Source organism: Paenibacillus dendritiformis, assembly GCF_945605565.1.
Taxonomy (GTDB): Bacteria; Bacillota; Bacilli; order Paenibacillales; family Paenibacillaceae; genus Paenibacillus_B; species Paenibacillus_B dendritiformis_A.
In genome coordinates, this window is sequence record NZ_OX216966.1 from 1,492,742 (window position 1) to 1,510,352 (window position 17,611).

Consider the following 17,611-nt stretch of genomic DNA (forward strand, 5'->3'; position numbering starts at 1 on the left):
GAACGGTTTGAACACTCATTAGTTAGATTTTTGCAATAAAAATCTAAAATCACGGGGGAGACATCCAATGGAAACGAAGAAAAAGCTGTCGGTAAAATCTGTACTGGCCATCGCCTTATGCGCGGTCATGCTGATGGTGACTGCTTGCTCCAAGCAGGAAGCGCAAGGCGGCAATGAGAAGGACGGCGAAGGAAGCTCCAAGGACAAGCTGACCATTTCCGTGGCGAGCACGATTCAGCTCAAAGACGGCCAGATCGACAATGAGTTCCACAAGTTCTGGATGGACAAGTTCAACATCGATTGGGACTACAACTTCATCGAATGGGATTCCTGGGGCGAGAAGCTGCGGCTCTGGATCAACTCCGGCGACCTGCCTGACGTCGCGACCTGGAACTACATTCACGGCGATGCGATGAACTATATCGACCAAGGGCTTCTCTACAAGTTCCCGGATGACTGGAAGGAACGCTGGCCGAACGTGGCCGCGGCTTACAAGCTGACGGGCCTGGGCGAGAAGCTGGAAGAGCTGACGGGCGGCACCTATATCCTGCCGCGGCCGGTCTACTACGAGAATAAGCCTGCCGATCCGCTCGTCAACCAAATCGGCGTCATCGCGATGCGCAAAGACTGGGCGGAAGCGGTCGGCTTCGAATTGAAGGACGTATACACGACCAGCGAGCTGATGGAATTCGCCAAGCTGGTGAAGGAGAAGGATCCGGGCAAGGTCGGATCGAACCTGGTGCCGATCTCTTATAACGCCGGCGACGCGCTGACGAATATCATCATGCCGAACAGCGAGCATTCCCGCGTCGAGTCCGCGTTCTACAAAGGCGAGGACGGCAAATACCATTGGGGGCCTGCCGATCCGGCAACGCTGACCGGTCTGAAGCTGATGCAGAAGGCATACAAAGAAGGACTGCTTAATCCGGAATTCTACACCTGGAAGAACAGCGAAGGCAGCGACAATTTCCGGGTGAAGGGCACCGCCGCGATTACAAGCCTTGGCGGTCTGGCATCGTACAGACAAGACGTGGATAAGGCGATGAAGAAAAATCTGGGCGTAGAGAGCGACGAAGTCGTTCACACCGCGATCGTGCTTGGCGATGACGGCAAGTACCGCAACCTGGAGCAAGTCAATTTCTGGTCCGCGCTTATTTTCTCGCCGAACATTAGCGAGGAGAAATTCGAGCGCATCATGGACCTGCTCGACTATTCGACGTCCAAAGAAGGACAAATGCTGCTCAACATGGGCTTCGAAGGCAAGGATTGGAAGTACGGCGACAACCAAGAACTCGTCAGCCTGCTGCCGGAAGGCACGTCTCTGGAAGACAAGTACCCAAGCCGCTTCGAAGGGCTGTACCTCCTGGGCGACGACTTCAGCATGATCAACCCGGCGATCAAGAAGGAATATCGCGACAGAGCGATTCTCCACTACCAGAACAAAGCCAAGCTCGGCAAAGAAGGCGGGAAGCTGGCCGAGTATGACTGGACGGTTCAACTGTATGATTCCAAAGCGAAAAATCAGGCGACCTTCAACTATGAGTCGGAATATACGAACCTGATTCTGCAAAACGGCGATCTGGAAGCGAACTGGAAGAAATGGGTGGACAGCAAAATGCCGCTTGTCCAACCGGTTCTGGATGAACTGAACAAACAATAAGAAATACGCATGCAGCTGCAAGTGAAGTTGGCCTGAGGCGTTCGCCAGCGGTCCGAGTCGATGGAACCCGGTATGCAGGATAGTCCCATGCAACCGGGTTCTTCGCTTCACCGTCCAGCTCTTCTGAATGAGGAATGTGCATAACTGCCGCAGCGGAGGACTTCCCTCCCTGCATGACCTGGGGATGCTGGGCGCCGATGATTGTGCTTCTATCATTCCGGTTATGCATGTTCCTGAGAAAGGAGAAGGAATCTGGCAGTGATTCAATTTTGAAAACCGATTACTCCCTAGAAGAAACTATGAACCCCCTTATAAATGAAGCAATGGAGGAACGAATATGGACAATCAGCAATTAACCGCCCTGCTGCGGCAAATGACGTTGGAAGAGAAAGTCGCGCAATTGCTGCAGCTTACGGCTCATTTTCATGAAGGCGCAGCGAGTGAAGGACAAGTGACCGGTCCAATGGAAGAAATGGGGATCACCGAATCGATGGTGACCGCCAGCGGCTCCGTGCTCGGACTGTCGGGCGCGCAGGCTGTCATTGACGTGCAGAGATCCTATTTAAGCAAAAGCCGGCTCGGCATTCCGCTGCTGTTCATGGCGGATGTCGTGCACGGGTTCAAGACGATATTTCCGATTCCGCTCGCGATCGGCTGCTCCTGGGACGTGGACCTGGCGGAGAAGAGCGCGGCGGTGGCCGCCAAAGAATCGGCGGTGGCGGGCATCCATGTCACCTTCGCGCCGATGGTGGATCTCGTGCGCGATCCGCGCTGGGGAAGAGTGATGGAGACGACCGGGGAAGACCCGTATCTGAACAGCCTCTTCGCGCGCGCATTCGTTCGCGGCTACCAGGGCGGCAATCTGAAGGAGGATACCGATCGCCTCGCGGCCTGCGTCAAGCATTTCGCCGCTTACGGCGCGCCGGAAGGCGGACGCGACTACAATACGGTCGACATGTCGGAGCGCCAGCTGCGCGAAAGCTATTTGCCGGCATACAAGGCGGCGCTGGACGAGGGCTGCGCAATGGTGATGACCTCCTTCAATACGGTCGACGGCATTCCGGCCACCGGCAATGAGAAGCTGACGCGCGGCATCCTGCGCGAGGAATGGGGCTTCGACGGCGTCGTCATCTCCGACTGGGCGTCGATTCGGGAAATGATCGCCCACGGCGCGGCCGAGGATGATCGCGAAGCGGCGTACCGGGCGATTCGCGCGGGCGTCGATATCGAAATGATGACCCCGTGCTATGTCCGGCATCTGCCGGAGCTCGTTCAGAGCGGTCTGGTTGACGAAGCGCTCATTGACGAAGCCGTGCTGCGCATTCTGCGGTTGAAGGAGAAGCTGGGGCTGTTCGACAATCCGCTGCGCGGGGCGGATCCAGATCGTGAGCGCGAGCTGCTCTTCTGCGAGGAGCATCGCCACGTCTCCTATGAGCTGGCGGCCAAATCATGCGTCCTGCTCAAAAACGACGGCGTGCTTCCGCTCCAGCCGGGGGCCAAGGTGGCGCTCATCGGGCCGTTCGCGGACAGCGAAGATATTCTGGGCTGGTGGTCCTGCATCGGCGTGAAGGAAGACGCCGTCAAGCTGGGCGACGCGCTGGCCGAGCGGATGCAGGACGGGCTGCTGGAGATCGTGCCCGGCTGCGGCATCGGCAGCATGACGCCGGAGCAATGCGAGGCGGCGCTGGCCGCGGCCCGGGGCGCCGATATCATCGTGCTGGCTCTCGGCGAGGAATCGGCGATGAGCGGGGAAGGCGGCTCCCGGACGGACATCCGCCTGCCGGAAGCGCAGCTTGAGCTGGTGAAGCGGGTGAAATCATTGGGCAAGCCGATGGCTTCGGTTCTGTTCAACGGCCGGCCGCTCGATCTGCATGGCGTATACGATGAAGCCGATGCGGTGCTGGAGGCCTGGTTCCCGGGCAGCGAGGGCGGCGCGGCGATTGCCGATATTTTGCTCGGCCGCGTCAATCCGTCCGGGCGGCTGACGATGTCGTTCCCGCAATCGGCAGGCCAGGTGCCGGTCTATTACAACCATTTCAATACCGGACGGCCTCTCGATCCGGCCAAGACGGAAGAACGCTATGTGTCGAAGTATATCGACAGCCCGAACGAGCCGCTGCTTCCGTTCGGCCTCGGCTTGTCCTATACGACGTTCGAATACGGCGAGCTAACGCTGTCCGGCAGCGAGATGACGCCGGAGCAGCCGCTGATCTTCAGCGTCCGGGTGACGAACACGGGCACAAGAGCCGGGGTGGAGACGGTGCAGCTCTATATCCGCGATGTCGCCGGCGACGTCGTTCGTCCGGTTCGCGAGCTGAAGGGCTATGCGCAGGTGGAGCTGGCGCCGGGAGAGAGCGAGACCGTGACGTTTACCGTGACCGAGGAGCAGCTCCGGTACCATCATTCCGATCTTCGCTGCGCCAGCGATCCGGGAACGTTCCGCGTCTATGTCGGGCCGAACAGCCGGGATACGGCGGAGCAAACGTTCAAGCTGGTCCGGTCTAACTGACGGAAGCTGCCGTCCGCTTTCCTTATTAATGAAGAAATTAGATATTTTTTCGCAATAGAAGAAACGCAATTGACGATGCAAGAGCTGGGAGGAATGACACACATATGGCAACGATAGCGACATCCATGACATCCAAGCTTGACGTTCAAGCCGGCGATCTGCGCTTTACCTTTTGGGAGAGCGGGGATCTGTACCAGGCCGTAAGCGGCCGGACGATGATCAATCAACTGATGACAAGCCCGCTTGACGGGTCCTTGAACAATCTGTATCTCCGGATTCATGGCGATTCCGGGATCCGGTCCTACCCGCTGCTCGGCGTTCATTCCGGGAGCGCGGTTCGCGCTGGCGAAGGCCGTCTCGTCTGGGAGGGCGCGGCCGAAGGCGTCGCGTACCGGGTGACATTCGCGCCAATGAAGCAGGGGGTCTGGTTCTGGGACGTCGAGGCGCGCGGAGACGGCGTGGAGATTGACGTCATCTACGGCCAGGATATCGGCGTCGCCGATCCCGGTGCCGTGCGCAACAATGAAGCGTATCTGTCGCAGTATATTGACCACGCCGTATTCAAGGACGAGGCGAAGGGCTATGTCGTCTGCTCGCGTCAGAACCAGCCGCAGGGCGGGGCGTTCCCGTACGTACAGCAGGGCGCGCTGACCGGCGCGGCTGGATTTTCGACCGACGGGTTCCAATTTTTCGGCCGCTCCTACAAGGAGACGAATGTCCCGGCAGCCTTAAGCGAAGCCAGCCTGGCCAATGAAATCTATCAGTACGAATTCGCTTATACGGCGCTTCAATCGCAGCCGGTGGCGCTCAGCGACGAAGCCCGCTTCGTATTCTACGGCCTCTTCAAGCCGGATCATGCGGCTGCCGTGACGGAGCTGGAATACGCCGATGAGGTGCAAGCGGCCTGGGAGGCGTATCTGTCCACAGACGCGGGCGCGCCGCTGCGCGAGCTGTCCCCGGTATGCCTGAAGCCGGCAATCGGCGAGCCGCTTCGTACTTTCTCTCTGAAGGAGGAGGAAGTGAAGGCGCGGTTCTCCCGCATTCACCAGGAGGAGCGCGACGGGCAAGGGCAGCTGCTGGCCTTTTTCACGGATACGTATGAGCATGTCGTGCTGAAGGAGAAGGAACTGCTTGTCGAGCGCCCGCACGGGCATATTCTGATGAGCGGCCGCAGCGTGAAGCTGGGCGCCGACGTCCTGACGACCACTTCCTATATGTACGGGCTGTTCAATTCCCATGTGGTGGTCGGGAACACGAATTTCAACAAAATGATGAGCAACGCCCGCAATCCGCTCAATGTGCCGAAGACGGCCGGGCAGCGCATTTACGTGGAACGGGAAGGCAAGTACCGGCTGCTGGCGATGCCATCGCTGTTCGAGCTCGGTTTCAACTATGCACGGTGGTATTACAAGACGGAAGACGACATGCTGATCATTACGAACTTCACGGCGGCGGATTCGCCGGAGGTGCGCCTGCATGTCCGTGCGGAGAGCGGCAAGGCGTACCGCTATCTGGTGACGAATCAAGTCACGATGCATGTCAATGAATATGAACTGCCGGTGCAGATGACCAATGACCAGGGCACGCTGATCTTCTCCGCGGATCCAGCTTCGCTTAGCGCGGGCATCTACCCGAAGCTGCAGTACCGCATGCGGGTGGAAGGCGCGGACGCCGCTATCGGCGACGAGACGGCGCTGGCCGATGGCATCCGTCCTGGCGACGCTTCGCTCGTGACGCTGCAGCTGGATGCCAGCCCGGAGTGGACGCTGACGATGCAAGGGCGGCTGGACGGAGAGGAGCCTGCCCAGGCTTCGCGCAGCATGGAGGAAGAGATTGCGGACTACCGCGAATTTTTCAGAGAGACGATGAACGGCTTTCGGCTGTCGCGCGGCGGCGAGAGCGCGGAGGAGCTTTTCAAGGTGAACGCCCTCGCTTGGTGGTACACGCATAACATGCTTGTCCACTATGCGGTTCCGCATGGGTTGGAGCAGTATGGCGGCGCAGCCTGGGGAACCCGGGACGTATGCCAGGGACCGGTCGAATACTTCATGGCGACGCAAAAATACGAGCAGGTGCGGGATATTTTGAAGATGGTCTACTCCCACCAATATGAAGACGACGGCAACTGGCCGCAATGGTTCATGTTCGACAAGTATTTCGCCATCCAGCAGGAAGAGAGCCACGGCGATATTATTGTCTGGCCGCTGAAAGTTTTGGGAGATTATTTGACGGCTACCCGGGATTACAGTATTTTGGAGGAAAAGGTTCCCTATACCATCAAGCACCGCTTTGATTTCACCGAGCGGACGGCGACGATACTGGATCATGCGGCGAAGGAAATCGATTATATCCGCACTCATTTCTTGCATGATACGTTCCTGTCCTCGTATGGAGACGGGGACTGGGACGACACGCTCCAGCCGGCAAATGCGCAGCTGAAGAAGTATATGGTCAGCAGCTGGACCGTCGCGCTGACGTACCAGGCGCTGAATCAGCTCTCCCGAGCGCTGCTTCCGGCGGATGCAGCGCTTGCGGCCGAGCTGGGGGAGATGGCGTCCGGCATCGCGCGGGACTACCAGCGCTATATGCTGGACACGAAGATTATTCCGGGCTTCCTCTATATGGAGGATCCGGAACATGTGAAGCGGATGCTGCATCCGACGGATACGGATACCGGCATTCAATTCCGGCTGCTGCCGATGACGCGCAGCATTATCGCGGAGCTCGTCGCTCCGGAGCAGGCCGAGGCCAACTACCGCCTCATTAAGGACAAGCTGTTCTTCCCGGACGGCGTCCGCCTGATGAACCGTCCGGCCCAATACGCCGGCGGCGTCAGCACGCATTTCAAGCGGGCGGAACAGGCGGCCAACTTCGGACGCGAGGTCGGGCTTCAATATGTGCATGCGCATATCCGCTATGTGGAAGCGATGGCGAAGCTGGGGCATGCGGACGATGTATGGAACGGATTGGAGATCATCAATCCGGTCGGCATTCATGACGTCGTGCCGAACGCGGAGCTCCGCCAGAGCAACGCCTACTTCAGCAGCTCCGACGGCAAATTCAATACAAGATACGAGGCACAGGCCCATATCGACGCGCTTCGTGGCGGGGAGGTTCCAGTGAAGGGAGGCTGGAGAATCTACTCCAGCGGACCGGGAATCTATATGAACCAGCTCATCTCCAATGCGCTTGGAATCCGGCAGGACAACGGCGATCTGGTGATCGATCCGGTCCTTCCGGCCGGCCTGGACGGGATGCAGTTCGACTTCCAATTCGCCGGGGCGAAGGTGACCTTTATCTATCATATTACGGATGGAACGGTCAGCCGCGTCGTGATGAACGGGAAGCCGCTGCATGCGGATCGCGTGTCTAATCCGTATCGCCAGGGCGGTCTGCGCGTAGCGAAGGATGTCTTTGAACGCGAGATGAAGCCGGAGCGGAACGCAGTTGAGATCTTTATGTAGTGGCGCTGCCGGATGTTACAATAGGGTTAACATTATCATTCATGATTAATGCATTGAAGGACTGGTGAACCAACGGAGGAGCGAGGACTAGTGGTTAGTATCAAGGATATCGCTAAAAAAGCCGGAGTTTCGATTTCAACGGTATCTTATGCTCTTAACGGCAGCAGCAAAGTGACGGACGAGACAAGCGCTAAAATTTTGGCGATTGCCAGAGAACTGAACTATGTGCCCAATGCTGCGGCAAGAACATTGAAGAAGAGGGAGTCCAAGATCGTAGGCGTGTTCTTAACAGACTTCAAGGGAGATGTATACGGAGAGCTTCTCGACGGAATGAAGGAAGTCTGCAATGCACAGGGCTATGATCTGATCGTGTGCAGCGGCAAGCAGTCCCATCGCATGCTCCCCGAGCGGATGATCGATGGCGCCATTATTTTGGACCAGACATTTTCAAGCGAAGAACTGATTCAATACGCGGACCGCAATCATCGCATCGTCGTGCTGGACCGGGAGCTGGATCATCCGAATATTAATCAGGTGCTGCTGGACAACAAGGCGGGAGCGACACTGGCGACGGAATATTTGGTCGAGCGGGGTCATAAGAAAATTTACGTCGTGACGGGTCCTGACGGCTCGTATGATTCCAATCAGCGGATGAAGGCTGTGAAGCTGGTCGCGAACCGGGCCGAGGATGTGGAATGGATCGAGATTCCGGGCAATTTCAAAAAGAGCGGCGGGGAGCGTGCCGCAGAGCAGATTATACAGGAGTATACAGAGCCGGCAGCTGTCTTCTGCCTCAATGACGATATGGCGATCGGACTGTGCGACCGGCTGGCCGATACCGAATACCGGATTGGCGAGCATATCCATGTTATCGGCTTCGACAACATTGAGCTTACCCGTTACATGCAGCCGCGTCTCGCCACGATCGATTATTCCAAGCAGAAATGGGGCGCGCTGGCCTCGGAGCAGCTCATCAAAATTATTTCCGGGGAAAAGGTGGAGCATGAACGGATTTACGTTACGCTCGTGGAGGGGGAGTCCGTCGGCTGGGGATGATAGGGTTCTCTGAGTGTTAAGTTTGAACCAATTCAAGTAGGGAGAAACGAGGAAGCGCCTCGCGATAAGCTTTTGGCTTATCATGAGGTGCTTCTTTTTTATGTTGTACCAAAGGGAGGAACCGCGAAAATGAATCGTGAGAAAATTGAAGCGCTCATTGACGAACTGACCCCATGTTTTTTTCACAGGGAAACTGGCAAGTGCGGCCCAAAATTGGTAAACCAATACTTCGGGCAGGGGGATTCATAATGACCAGTGATAGCAAAGAAATGGTGGATGCTTTTGAAAAACTGTCTGAGGCGGGAAATGGAGTTCTCGCAATCCCCCCGCAAAACAAAGAGGAGCGTACAGAGCGCGATCGACTCATGCAAGAGTATCTTTCGTAGACGGATTTCGGACAAAGTCATAGCCCAGCGGAAGTAGTCACTTTTGATCAGATAAAAAATATTCTCTCTACTGGTGAGAAGGTGGGTAAGATATCATAAGCGTATTACATATGAAGAGTATGTAAAAGCGAGGGATCCAACCTTTTGAGTCAGTAGTCTTTAGCCCTGAGCGTTGCCGTATAGAATGACTCGCGCAATGCCGATAAAGTATTCTGATTCCCTAATGATATGATCGAGTATAGTTTGGGCTATCGGCTTATTCTTAGCAGCTGAACTATGAGTTTTAATCTGACGGCACAGTTCAATAAATTTCATGCTTTCATCTAGGCAGTATGTCACAAGCTGGATCACCTGTTGATGAAGTTGAGCAGGGACATATTGACTGCGAATCACCGATTCTACGTAACTCACGACTTTTTGATGAGTTCTCGTCAGGGCTTGCTCCCATTGTTTTAGAGCCTCCACATAATGGTTCTCCAAATTTGTTAGAGCCTCTCGAATGACAACTGTGTGCTCGCTCTCTTGCATTTTCCAGAATTCCGCTTCATCCAAAACCCGCAGTGGCATTTGCTGACCATAATAAAATTGCATATCTATCCTCCTCTGTTTTAGAATGCTCTCTTCTCACAATATGGGGCAAACGCTAGGGTTATGACTTGGCAAATTTATAGTAGTCCTCCTGATTCCTGCCTTGATTCGACATCTCCATCGTCGGGAAGCAATTCCCTTCAAGCCAACTTTAGAATTCCCTGCCTTTAGGCATGGGGAGGATCAAATTTGGTATCATTGTAAATGACTGTTCCAACTGTCCGTTGAAGAGTTTGAATCAGGGAGGAGGCAGGATCTTGCCTGCTGCGCGAAATAGATATGTCATTGTCAAATATCTGATTATTGTCGGGGTTATTCTCTTAGGAGGGGCAGCGATTGTTAGTAAAGAGAACAAATCGATGTATATGGGCATGATGCTGCTCTGCATCTCTTTCGGCGTTATCAATGAGGGAATGATTCTGCGGCTCAAGAAAGAAAACAAAGCAAGGGAAATCTCATGTTACATTGCTGGCACATTTGCATTTGTTGTTGCATGGCTTATTTTGCTCGACCTCTTACAAGGGCTTTGATTATGCCCCAGCGGCAGGTTGCGATTCGTTCGCGGCCTGCTTTTTTCTTTTCCCCACCCCAGATCCGAAAAACCAGCCCCCCAATACGAAATATGAGCCCTTATGGACGAAAGTGATCCGATTTACAATAGCAAGAGAGTGATGAAAGTGCTTACAAAAATGGGCTGGAGGCCAAAGAGAGGAGGTTGACAACATGGAGACGCGCGCTTCCATTGAACCCGCCCCTTCGCGGACGGAACGGCATCTCGTGCCCGAAGTTCCTCCTTCCCGTTGGCGCCAATGGCTGAAGAAGATCGGGGCCCAGAAGACGCTGCAGCTGATGGCGCTCCTGGGCGTGGCCTGGATGATTGTGTTCAACTATATTCCGATGTACGGCATTATCATTGCCTTCCAAAATTTCAACATCGTCCGCCCGATTGCCGAAGCGCCTTGGGTCGGACTGGATCATTTCCGGGAGTTCCTGGAGAACGACGATCTGTGGAACGTCCTGACCAACACGCTGGGCATCAGCTTGTTGAAGCTGCTGATCGGTTTTCCGGTGCCGATTCTATTCGCCTTGTTCCTGAACGAGCTTCGTTCGTTCCGCTTCAAGCGGGCCGTGCAGACGATCTCTTATTTGCCCCATTTCCTGTCGTGGGTCATTCTGGGGGGCATCCTGGCGACCTGGCTGTCCGATGTCGGGGTTATCAACAATATCCTGCTCGGGTTGAAGTTGATCCGGGAGCCGACGAACTTCCTGGCGGAGCCAGATTATTTCTGGTCGATTATTATCGCGTCCGACATCTGGAAGGAGCTCGGCTGGTCCGCGATTATTTACTTGGCGGCCATCTCCGGCGTCTCGCCGGAATTGTATGAAGCCGCGACCATCGACGGCGCGGGACGCTTCCAGAAGATGTGGTACGTCACTCTGCCGAGCATCAAAGCCACGATTGCGATCCTGCTCATTCTCGCCGTCAGCGGCGTGCTCAATTCCAACTTCGAGCAGATCCTGGTGCTGCGCAACTCGCTGAACGAGAGCGCCAGCAATGTCATCGACATTTTCGTCTACCAGACCGGCATCGTGTCCGGCAGGTATTCCTATGCGACGGCAGTCAATCTGATGAAGTCGGTCATTGCCTTCTTCCTGCTGCTGCTGGCGAACTATGCTTCGCGCAAGATCAATGACACTTCCTTATTCTAGCGACACATTCCAATGACAGAAGGCGGTGGAAATCCATGTCATCCTCACGCGCGCCGCGGCTGGCCGGCGAGAAGGCGTTCGACGCGGTCAATACCGTCATGATGCTGTTCATCTGCTTCCTGACGCTGTACCCGATATGGTATGTGCTCGTCAATTCGTTCAATGACGGCACCGATGCGATGCGGGGCGGCATCTATTGGTGGCCGCGCCAATTCAGCATCTCGAACTATGCCGCCGTCTTCTCGAATCCCGGCATTATGCAGGCGATGCTCATTACGGTAGCCAAGACCGTCATCGGCACGGCCACGCATGTGTTTTTCACGGCGATGGTGGCTTATGCGTTTTCCCGTAAAGATCTGATCGGCGGCAAGCTCTATATTTTGATCGGCACGTTCACCATGTTTTTCAGCAGCGGGCTGATTCCTTACTACTTATGGATTCGCGACATCGGGCTGCTGGATAACTTCCTGGTCTATATCATTCCGGCGATGTTCAATTTTTTTCATCTGATTATCTTCATGACGTTCTTCCGGGAGATTCCCGCCGGGCTACAGGAGGCGGCCAAGATTGACGGCGCCGGCGATTTCTCGATCTTCGTTCGCGTCGTCATCCCGGTATCGATGCCGGTCATCGCGACGATCGCGCTCTTCCAGGGCGTCTATCAATGGAATGATTACTTCACCGGCATGATCTACATGAACAATACCGACCTGCAGCCGATTCAGACCTTCCTGTACCGCGTCGTCGCCCAAGCCTCCTCGAACCAGATGCTGGCGGCGGCCCCGAGCGGCATTACGAAGACGGTCACCTCGCAATCGCTGAAGCTGGCGACGATGGTCGTGACGACGCTGCCGATTGTCATCGTGTATCCGTTCCTGCAGAAGTATTTCGTCAAGGGCTTCATGATCGGCTCGATCAAGGGCTGAACCAACCAATAGATAGAGATCGTGCAGCACCAGACTTTGAACATGTACGATATTTTGAAAAAAAGGGGTAGATACAATGCGCAAGCGCGGCAGTCGACTTCTGTTATGGGTGAGCATCCTGGCGATGGCGCTGACGGTTCTGGGCGGTTGCGCCTCCAAGGGGGCGGACACGGTCAATCCGGGCAGTGACGCGCCGAAGGACGGGGAGGCAGCTCAGCAGAAGCTGTCTCCGGATGAACCGGGCTGGAAGGCGGACACTTCGCCGATTACGTTCGATTGGTATTTGAACTTCTCCTGGTTCCCGAACAAATGGGGAGTTGATCCGACATCCCAATATATTACGACAAAAACCGGGGTCGATATCAACTTCATCGTGCCGGCGGGCAATGAGAACGAGAAGCTGAACACGATGATCGCCTCCGGCAAGCTTCCCGACTTCATCACGCTCGGCTGGTGGGAGGATGCCGTCAAGCTGATGGTGGATGGCGGCCTCGTCCTGCCGCTGGACGAATTGGCGGAGCAGTATGATCCGTACTTCGTGAAGGCGGCCGACCCGGCGAAGCTGTCCTGGTACCGCCAGCCGGACGGCAAGACGTACGTCTACCCGAACGCGTCCTCCTCGCCGAAGGACTTCCAGAAGTTCGGGGATCAATATGTATCGAACCAGACCTTCGTCGTACGCAAAGATATGTATGAAGCGCTCGGCAAGCCGGACATGCGGACGCCGGAGGGCTTCCTGAACGCCCTGAAGGCGGCGAAGGAGAAGTTCCCGGAAGTGAACGGACAGCAGCTGATTCCGATCGGGGTTCATGAGTTTACGGAATTCGGCAATTACACGTTCGAAGGGTATCTGCAGAACTTCCTGGCCATTCCGATGGAGAAGGACGGCAAGCTGTACGACCGCACCTCCGATCCGGAATATACGGCCTGGCTGAAGACGTTCCGCCAGGCGAACGAGATGGGACTGCTCGCGAAGGATATCTTCATCGACAAGCGGCCGCAGATGGAAGAGAAGATCGCGCAGGGCCGGTACTTCGCGATGATGTATCAGCGTTCCGACTTCGCGGCCCAGGAAGCCGCCTTGTACGAGAAGGATCCGGACTCGGTCTATATCGCGATCGACGGCCCGGCCAATTCCAAGCTGGATCCGCCGACATTGTCCGGCCCGGCCATCTCCGGCTGGACGGTGACGCTCATCTCGAAGGATGTGAAGGATAAGGCTCGCGCCATCCGCTTCCTCAGTTATCTCATCAGCGAGGAAGGGCAGAAGGATATGTTCCTGGGCGAGAAGGGCGTCACTTACGATACGATCGACGGCAAGGATCAGTTCAAGCCGGAGGTGCTGGAGCTGCTGAACAAGGACCGCACGGCCTTCGACAAGCAGTACGGCGCGTCGCATACGTTCTGGATGCTGATGGATACAAATATGCAGATACAGTGGAATCCGCCAGCCGTCGAGCCTTTCAAGCAGATGGAGGATTGGACCCGAGGCAAGACGGTCGGATTCTCGCAATACGATCTGCTCGACCCGACGGGCAATTCGGAGGAAGGCATCGCGAACAACAAGCTGAAGCTGCTGTGGGGCAAGGCTCTCCCGAAAATGCTGCTGGCCCAGTCCGATGAGGAATTCGATCAAATCTTTCAGGAATATATCGAAAAGCGGGCTGCCAGCGGTTATGATAAGGTAGAAGCTTACAGGCAGGCCCGTTTTGAAGAAAATGTGAAGCGGCTGGAAGAGTTCTTGAAATAACAGCAAACATTCCCCCAATGCTCGCCTGGCGGGCGGAGGGGGAATTTTGTCATGGCGGGAGTGAGGTTATGTTCCGGCGCATCCGGGCCAGGCTTCCCTGGCTTATCGTCTGGCTGGAGCGGCGGACGCTACAGCAGCGTCTGGTGGCCGCCTATGTCGTCATTATATTGATACCGAGCATATTCGTATCGACCTTTATTTTGAACGGCTGGTATGACCGTTACCTGGAGGAAGCGCTCCGTAATGCGGAATTCCTGCTTGAGATGGAGCATGTCCATATCGAGAACCAGATCGAGACGATGGGGCGCGCCGCGCAGCTGTCGATTTCGGACAAAGAAGTGATCTACTATCTGCAGGAGACGGACGAGCCGCCTACGGAGGAATTGATTGAATTCAACACGAACGCGTTTGCCAATCTGATGCGCATCCAGTTCAACAATCCGAACATTGAGCATCTGCGGCTGTTCGCCACCAACCCGAAGACTCATGAAATCTGGCCGATTATCCTGCATGAGCGCCGGATCCAGGCCCAGCCCTGGTATCCGACGGTGATGGCCAGGCAAGGGATGGAATGGTGGAACTTCGAGCGGACCGATCCCGACGTCATCCAGCGCTACAAGGAGGAGCCGGATTCAAGGCAGCCGAAGGTATCGCTGCTGCGCGAGATCGAGATTCCGAAGGGCCATCATGTCGGCATCGTGCAGGTAGATATGCTGTTGAGCAAGTTCCTGCCGAAGATGTACGGCTCGTTCCAGGACGAGCATTCCCAGTTGTTCCTGTTCGATCGGACGGCGGAGCTGTACACGAAGCAGGGACATCCGTTCCTGCTGCATTACGGCATGCAGGAAGACGTCATCGCCGCGCAGTACAAGCGGCTGGCTGCGGCGGGCCAGGAGCAGCACCTGCAGTTCACGTATAAGGATACCCCGTTCCTGATGGTGTATAAGGACATCCCGCGGCTGGATGCCAGACTGGTGAACGTCATCTCGTTGGAGAAGGTATTCTCGGACATTCGCGGAATGCGCAATATGATGATTATCGTCAATGTCGTCACGCTGCTGGCCTTGTCCGTCACGACGGCCTTCATCCATTCTTTTATTTTGAAGAAGCTGCATCAATTGACCGATTCGTTGAAAAAGATGCGCCAAGGCCGCTTCGACGTCAATCTCGATATTCGCGGCGGCGGAGAGGTCGGGGAGCTGGCCCATCATGTCCGCAAAATGGCGCAGAAGATTAATGAGCTCGTCGCTGACGCGGTGAACAAGCAGGCAATGACGAAGGAGGCGGAGCTGAAGTCGCTGCGCAACCAGATCGACTCCCATTTCCTGTACAACACGCTCGAAAATATCAAAATGCTGGCCGAGATCGAGAACCAGCTCGCCATCTCCGATTCGCTCACCTCGCTGGGCGCCCTTATCCGCTATAATCTGCGCTGGCCGAGCGAATATGTGACGCTCGGCGAAGAGATCGAACATGTCCGCAACTATGTCGCTTTGATGAATCTCCGCTTCGATGAGCCGGTGCATCTGCATGTCGATGTGCCTCCCGGGCTGGAAGGGCGGGAGGTGCTGAAAATGATGCTGCAGCCCATCGTGGAGAATTCGCTCAAATATGCCTGGCTGAGCCTGGATGACGAGCGGGAGAAGCGGATCCGCCTGGCGGCGTGGAGCGAGCTGGACATTCTGCATCTGGAAGTGACGGACAACGGATGCGGCCTGACGGAGGCGGAGGCGGACGATCTGAACCGGATGATCCGCCGCGAAGTGCCGGAGGAGGCGCACGCGGAGCCGGCGGCCGGCAATCAGGGAGGAATCGGCCTCCGCAATGTCCATCAGCGGCTGGAGCTGTATTATGGCAAGGAGTATGGAATCCATATCTCGGGCATGCCCGGCAGGGGGACGAGCGTCAGCCTCGCCTTGCCGTCTTGCGGGAGGAGAAAGGAATCGTGAGCGATGCGCAGACTGCTGATCGTCGATGACGAGAAAAATATCCGCATCGGGCTGAAGGCGATGATTGAACGCCAATATCCCGATGCGTATCGTATCGGGCTGGCCCGGCATGGCCGCGAGGCGCTCCAGGAGCTGGAACGCTTCCCGTACGATCTGATCATTACCGATATCCGGATGCCGATGATGGACGGCCTCCAGCTGTTGGAGCATCTGTCCCGGGAGCCGAATCCGCCGCAGGTCATCATGCTGAGCGGGCATGACGATTTCCATTACTGCAAGGAGGCGCTGCGGAACGGGGCGGCCGACTACCTGCTGAAGCCGATTCAGCGGGAGGAGCTGTTCCGTGCCTTGGACAAGGCCGGAGAGGCGCTCGAGCGGCAGGCCGAGAACCGCTCGATGCTCGACTCGGCGGAGCGGCTGTTCGCCGAGTATCGCGTCAGTCAGCTGCACTATGTGCTGCTGCATCCCGATATGCCGCTCCCGGAGCTGAAGCGGGTGGAGGCGGCGATCCGCTTCGCCGACGTCGGCTCTCCCTACCGGGTGCTCGTCTTCAAGCCGGCAGGGTCCGCCGGCCGGAGCTGGAGCGGCGAAGAGCTGGCTTCCGCGGTGAAGCATCTGTGGAGCGGCGGGACGCCGGCCGGAGATGAGGTCGGCTTCATCGGCAAGGAAGGGCACTATGTGTTGATTACCGCGCACGAGGAGCGGGTGCAGGCGATCGCGGAGGCGCTGCGGCGCGAGCGGAGGATGCCGCTGGCGGCAGGGATCAGCCGTCCGGCAGTGGGGCTGGAGAGCCTGCGGCTGGCGCATGCCCAAGCGGTAGAGGCATGGACAGGAATCTTCATTGAGCCGAAGCATGCGGTAATGTTTCACGAGGAACCTGCCGGCCTGCACCGGGAGTACACGCCCCCGCTGGAAGAAGTGCATAAGCTGGCGAACATGCTGGGCACCGATCGCGATAAGGAATTGCGCGCTTTGCTATATGATTTGTTCGATCAGGATAAGCTGATCGGGTACGGCATCGCCTATCTGGAGGAGCTGCGAAGCCTGATTAACGAGCGGGTCGTCGACGGCGTGTTCCGCGTGCACGGGGCTGCCCCGGCGGAATTGCTGGCCAGCTCGCGCGATGTATGCGACATGTTCCGGTTCAGCGACGCGCAGACTTACGTGAAGGCGCTGGAGCAGTTCCTGCTCAATCTGAGCCGCTATGTGTCCGAAGTGCGCCAGGCCCATTCGGAGCGGGAAGAGATGAAGGAAGCGATTCGCTATATTCGGGAACACTACGGCAAGCCGCTGACGATGGCGATGGTGTCGAATCATGTCTCGCTCAGCTACACGTATTTCAGCGAGGCGTTCAAGCAGTACACCGGAGACAGCTTCGTGAACTATGTCAAAAAGGTGCGGCTGGAGGAAGCGAAGCGGATGCTGGCGGAGACGAATGACAAAATTGCGGACATCAGCCGCACGGTAGGATACGAGCATGTCAAGCAATTTAACCGTGTTTTTAAGGAGTTGGAAGGAATTACTCCGCACGAATATCGCAGGAAACAAAAAAGTGAGCGCTTTCGCGGAAGCTTTGCGGATTGACTCGGCTTTTGTCGGTTCGTTATAATTAT

Annotated in this window: 12 protein-coding genes; 11 read left to right on the forward strand and 1 reads right to left on the reverse strand. The window is 56.3% G+C overall.

All coding sequences use genetic code 11. The features are described from left to right. Positions 1-67: 67 nt before the first annotated feature. From NNL35_RS06550 to NNL35_RS06570, 5 genes are all read left to right on the forward strand, one after another. Positions 68-1,660, forward strand: coding sequence for a type 2 periplasmic-binding domain-containing protein (locus NNL35_RS06550; RefSeq protein WP_006677811.1), 1,593 nt, complete (start codon positions 68-70; stop codon positions 1,658-1,660). 337 nt (positions 1,661-1,997) lie between these two features. Beyond that, positions 1,998-4,169: a glycoside hydrolase family 3 N-terminal domain-containing protein gene (locus NNL35_RS06555; protein WP_006677810.1), complete on the forward strand. Its 2,172-nt coding sequence runs from the start codon at positions 1,998-2,000 to the stop codon at positions 4,167-4,169. Between the two features lie 104 nt (positions 4,170-4,273). Further along, positions 4,274-7,633 carry a GH36-type glycosyl hydrolase domain-containing protein gene (locus NNL35_RS06560; RefSeq protein WP_006677809.1) on the forward strand — a complete coding sequence of 1,120 codons (3,360 nt, stop codon included), beginning with the start codon at positions 4,274-4,276 and terminating at the stop codon, positions 7,631-7,633. 90 nt (positions 7,634-7,723) lie between these two features. Next, positions 7,724-8,689: a LacI family DNA-binding transcriptional regulator gene (locus NNL35_RS06565; protein WP_006677808.1), complete on the forward strand. Its 966-nt coding sequence runs from the start codon at positions 7,724-7,726 to the stop codon at positions 8,687-8,689. A 248-nt stretch (positions 8,690-8,937) separates the two neighbouring features. Continuing rightward, on the forward strand, positions 8,938-9,075 hold the full coding sequence (locus NNL35_RS06570) for a hypothetical protein (RefSeq protein WP_158000458.1): 138 nt from the start codon (positions 8,938-8,940) through the stop codon (positions 9,073-9,075). Positions 9,076-9,234: 159 nt separating this feature from the next. Here the strand turns inward: NNL35_RS06570 and NNL35_RS06575 are convergent, their stop codons facing one another. After that, positions 9,235-9,666, reverse strand: coding sequence for a DUF2935 domain-containing protein (locus tag NNL35_RS06575; protein WP_006677807.1), 432 nt, complete (start codon positions 9,664-9,666; stop codon positions 9,235-9,237). A 254-nt stretch (positions 9,667-9,920) separates the two neighbouring features. On the opposite strand from NNL35_RS06575, the gene NNL35_RS06580 reads away from it, so the two are divergent. From NNL35_RS06580 to NNL35_RS06605, 6 genes are all read left to right on the forward strand, one after another. Beyond that, the gene (locus NNL35_RS06580; protein ID WP_006677806.1) at positions 9,921-10,193 is read left to right on the forward strand and encodes a hypothetical protein; all 273 of its coding nucleotides are present in this window, start codon (positions 9,921-9,923) and stop codon (positions 10,191-10,193) included. A gap of 193 nt (positions 10,194-10,386) precedes the next feature. Continuing rightward, entirely contained in the window at positions 10,387-11,373 is a 987-nt protein-coding gene (locus NNL35_RS06585; RefSeq protein ID WP_006677805.1) for an ABC transporter permease, read from the forward strand. Positions 11,374-11,408: 35 nt separating this feature from the next. Next, positions 11,409-12,299, forward strand: coding sequence for a carbohydrate ABC transporter permease (locus NNL35_RS06590; RefSeq protein WP_006677804.1), 891 nt, complete (start codon positions 11,409-11,411; stop codon positions 12,297-12,299). 76 nt (positions 12,300-12,375) lie between these two features. Next, positions 12,376-14,049 carry an extracellular solute-binding protein gene (locus tag NNL35_RS06595; protein ID WP_006677802.1) on the forward strand — a complete coding sequence of 558 codons (1,674 nt, stop codon included), beginning with the start codon at positions 12,376-12,378 and terminating at the stop codon, positions 14,047-14,049. 68 nt (positions 14,050-14,117) lie between these two features. Then, complete coding sequence (locus NNL35_RS06600) at positions 14,118-15,998, forward strand: cache domain-containing sensor histidine kinase (RefSeq protein ID WP_006677801.1); 1,881 nt, start codon at positions 14,118-14,120, stop codon at positions 15,996-15,998. 3 nt (positions 15,999-16,001) lie between these two features. After that, complete coding sequence (locus NNL35_RS06605; protein WP_006677800.1) at positions 16,002-17,582, forward strand: response regulator; 1,581 nt, start codon at positions 16,002-16,004, stop codon at positions 17,580-17,582. Positions 17,583-17,611 lie beyond the last annotated feature (29 nt).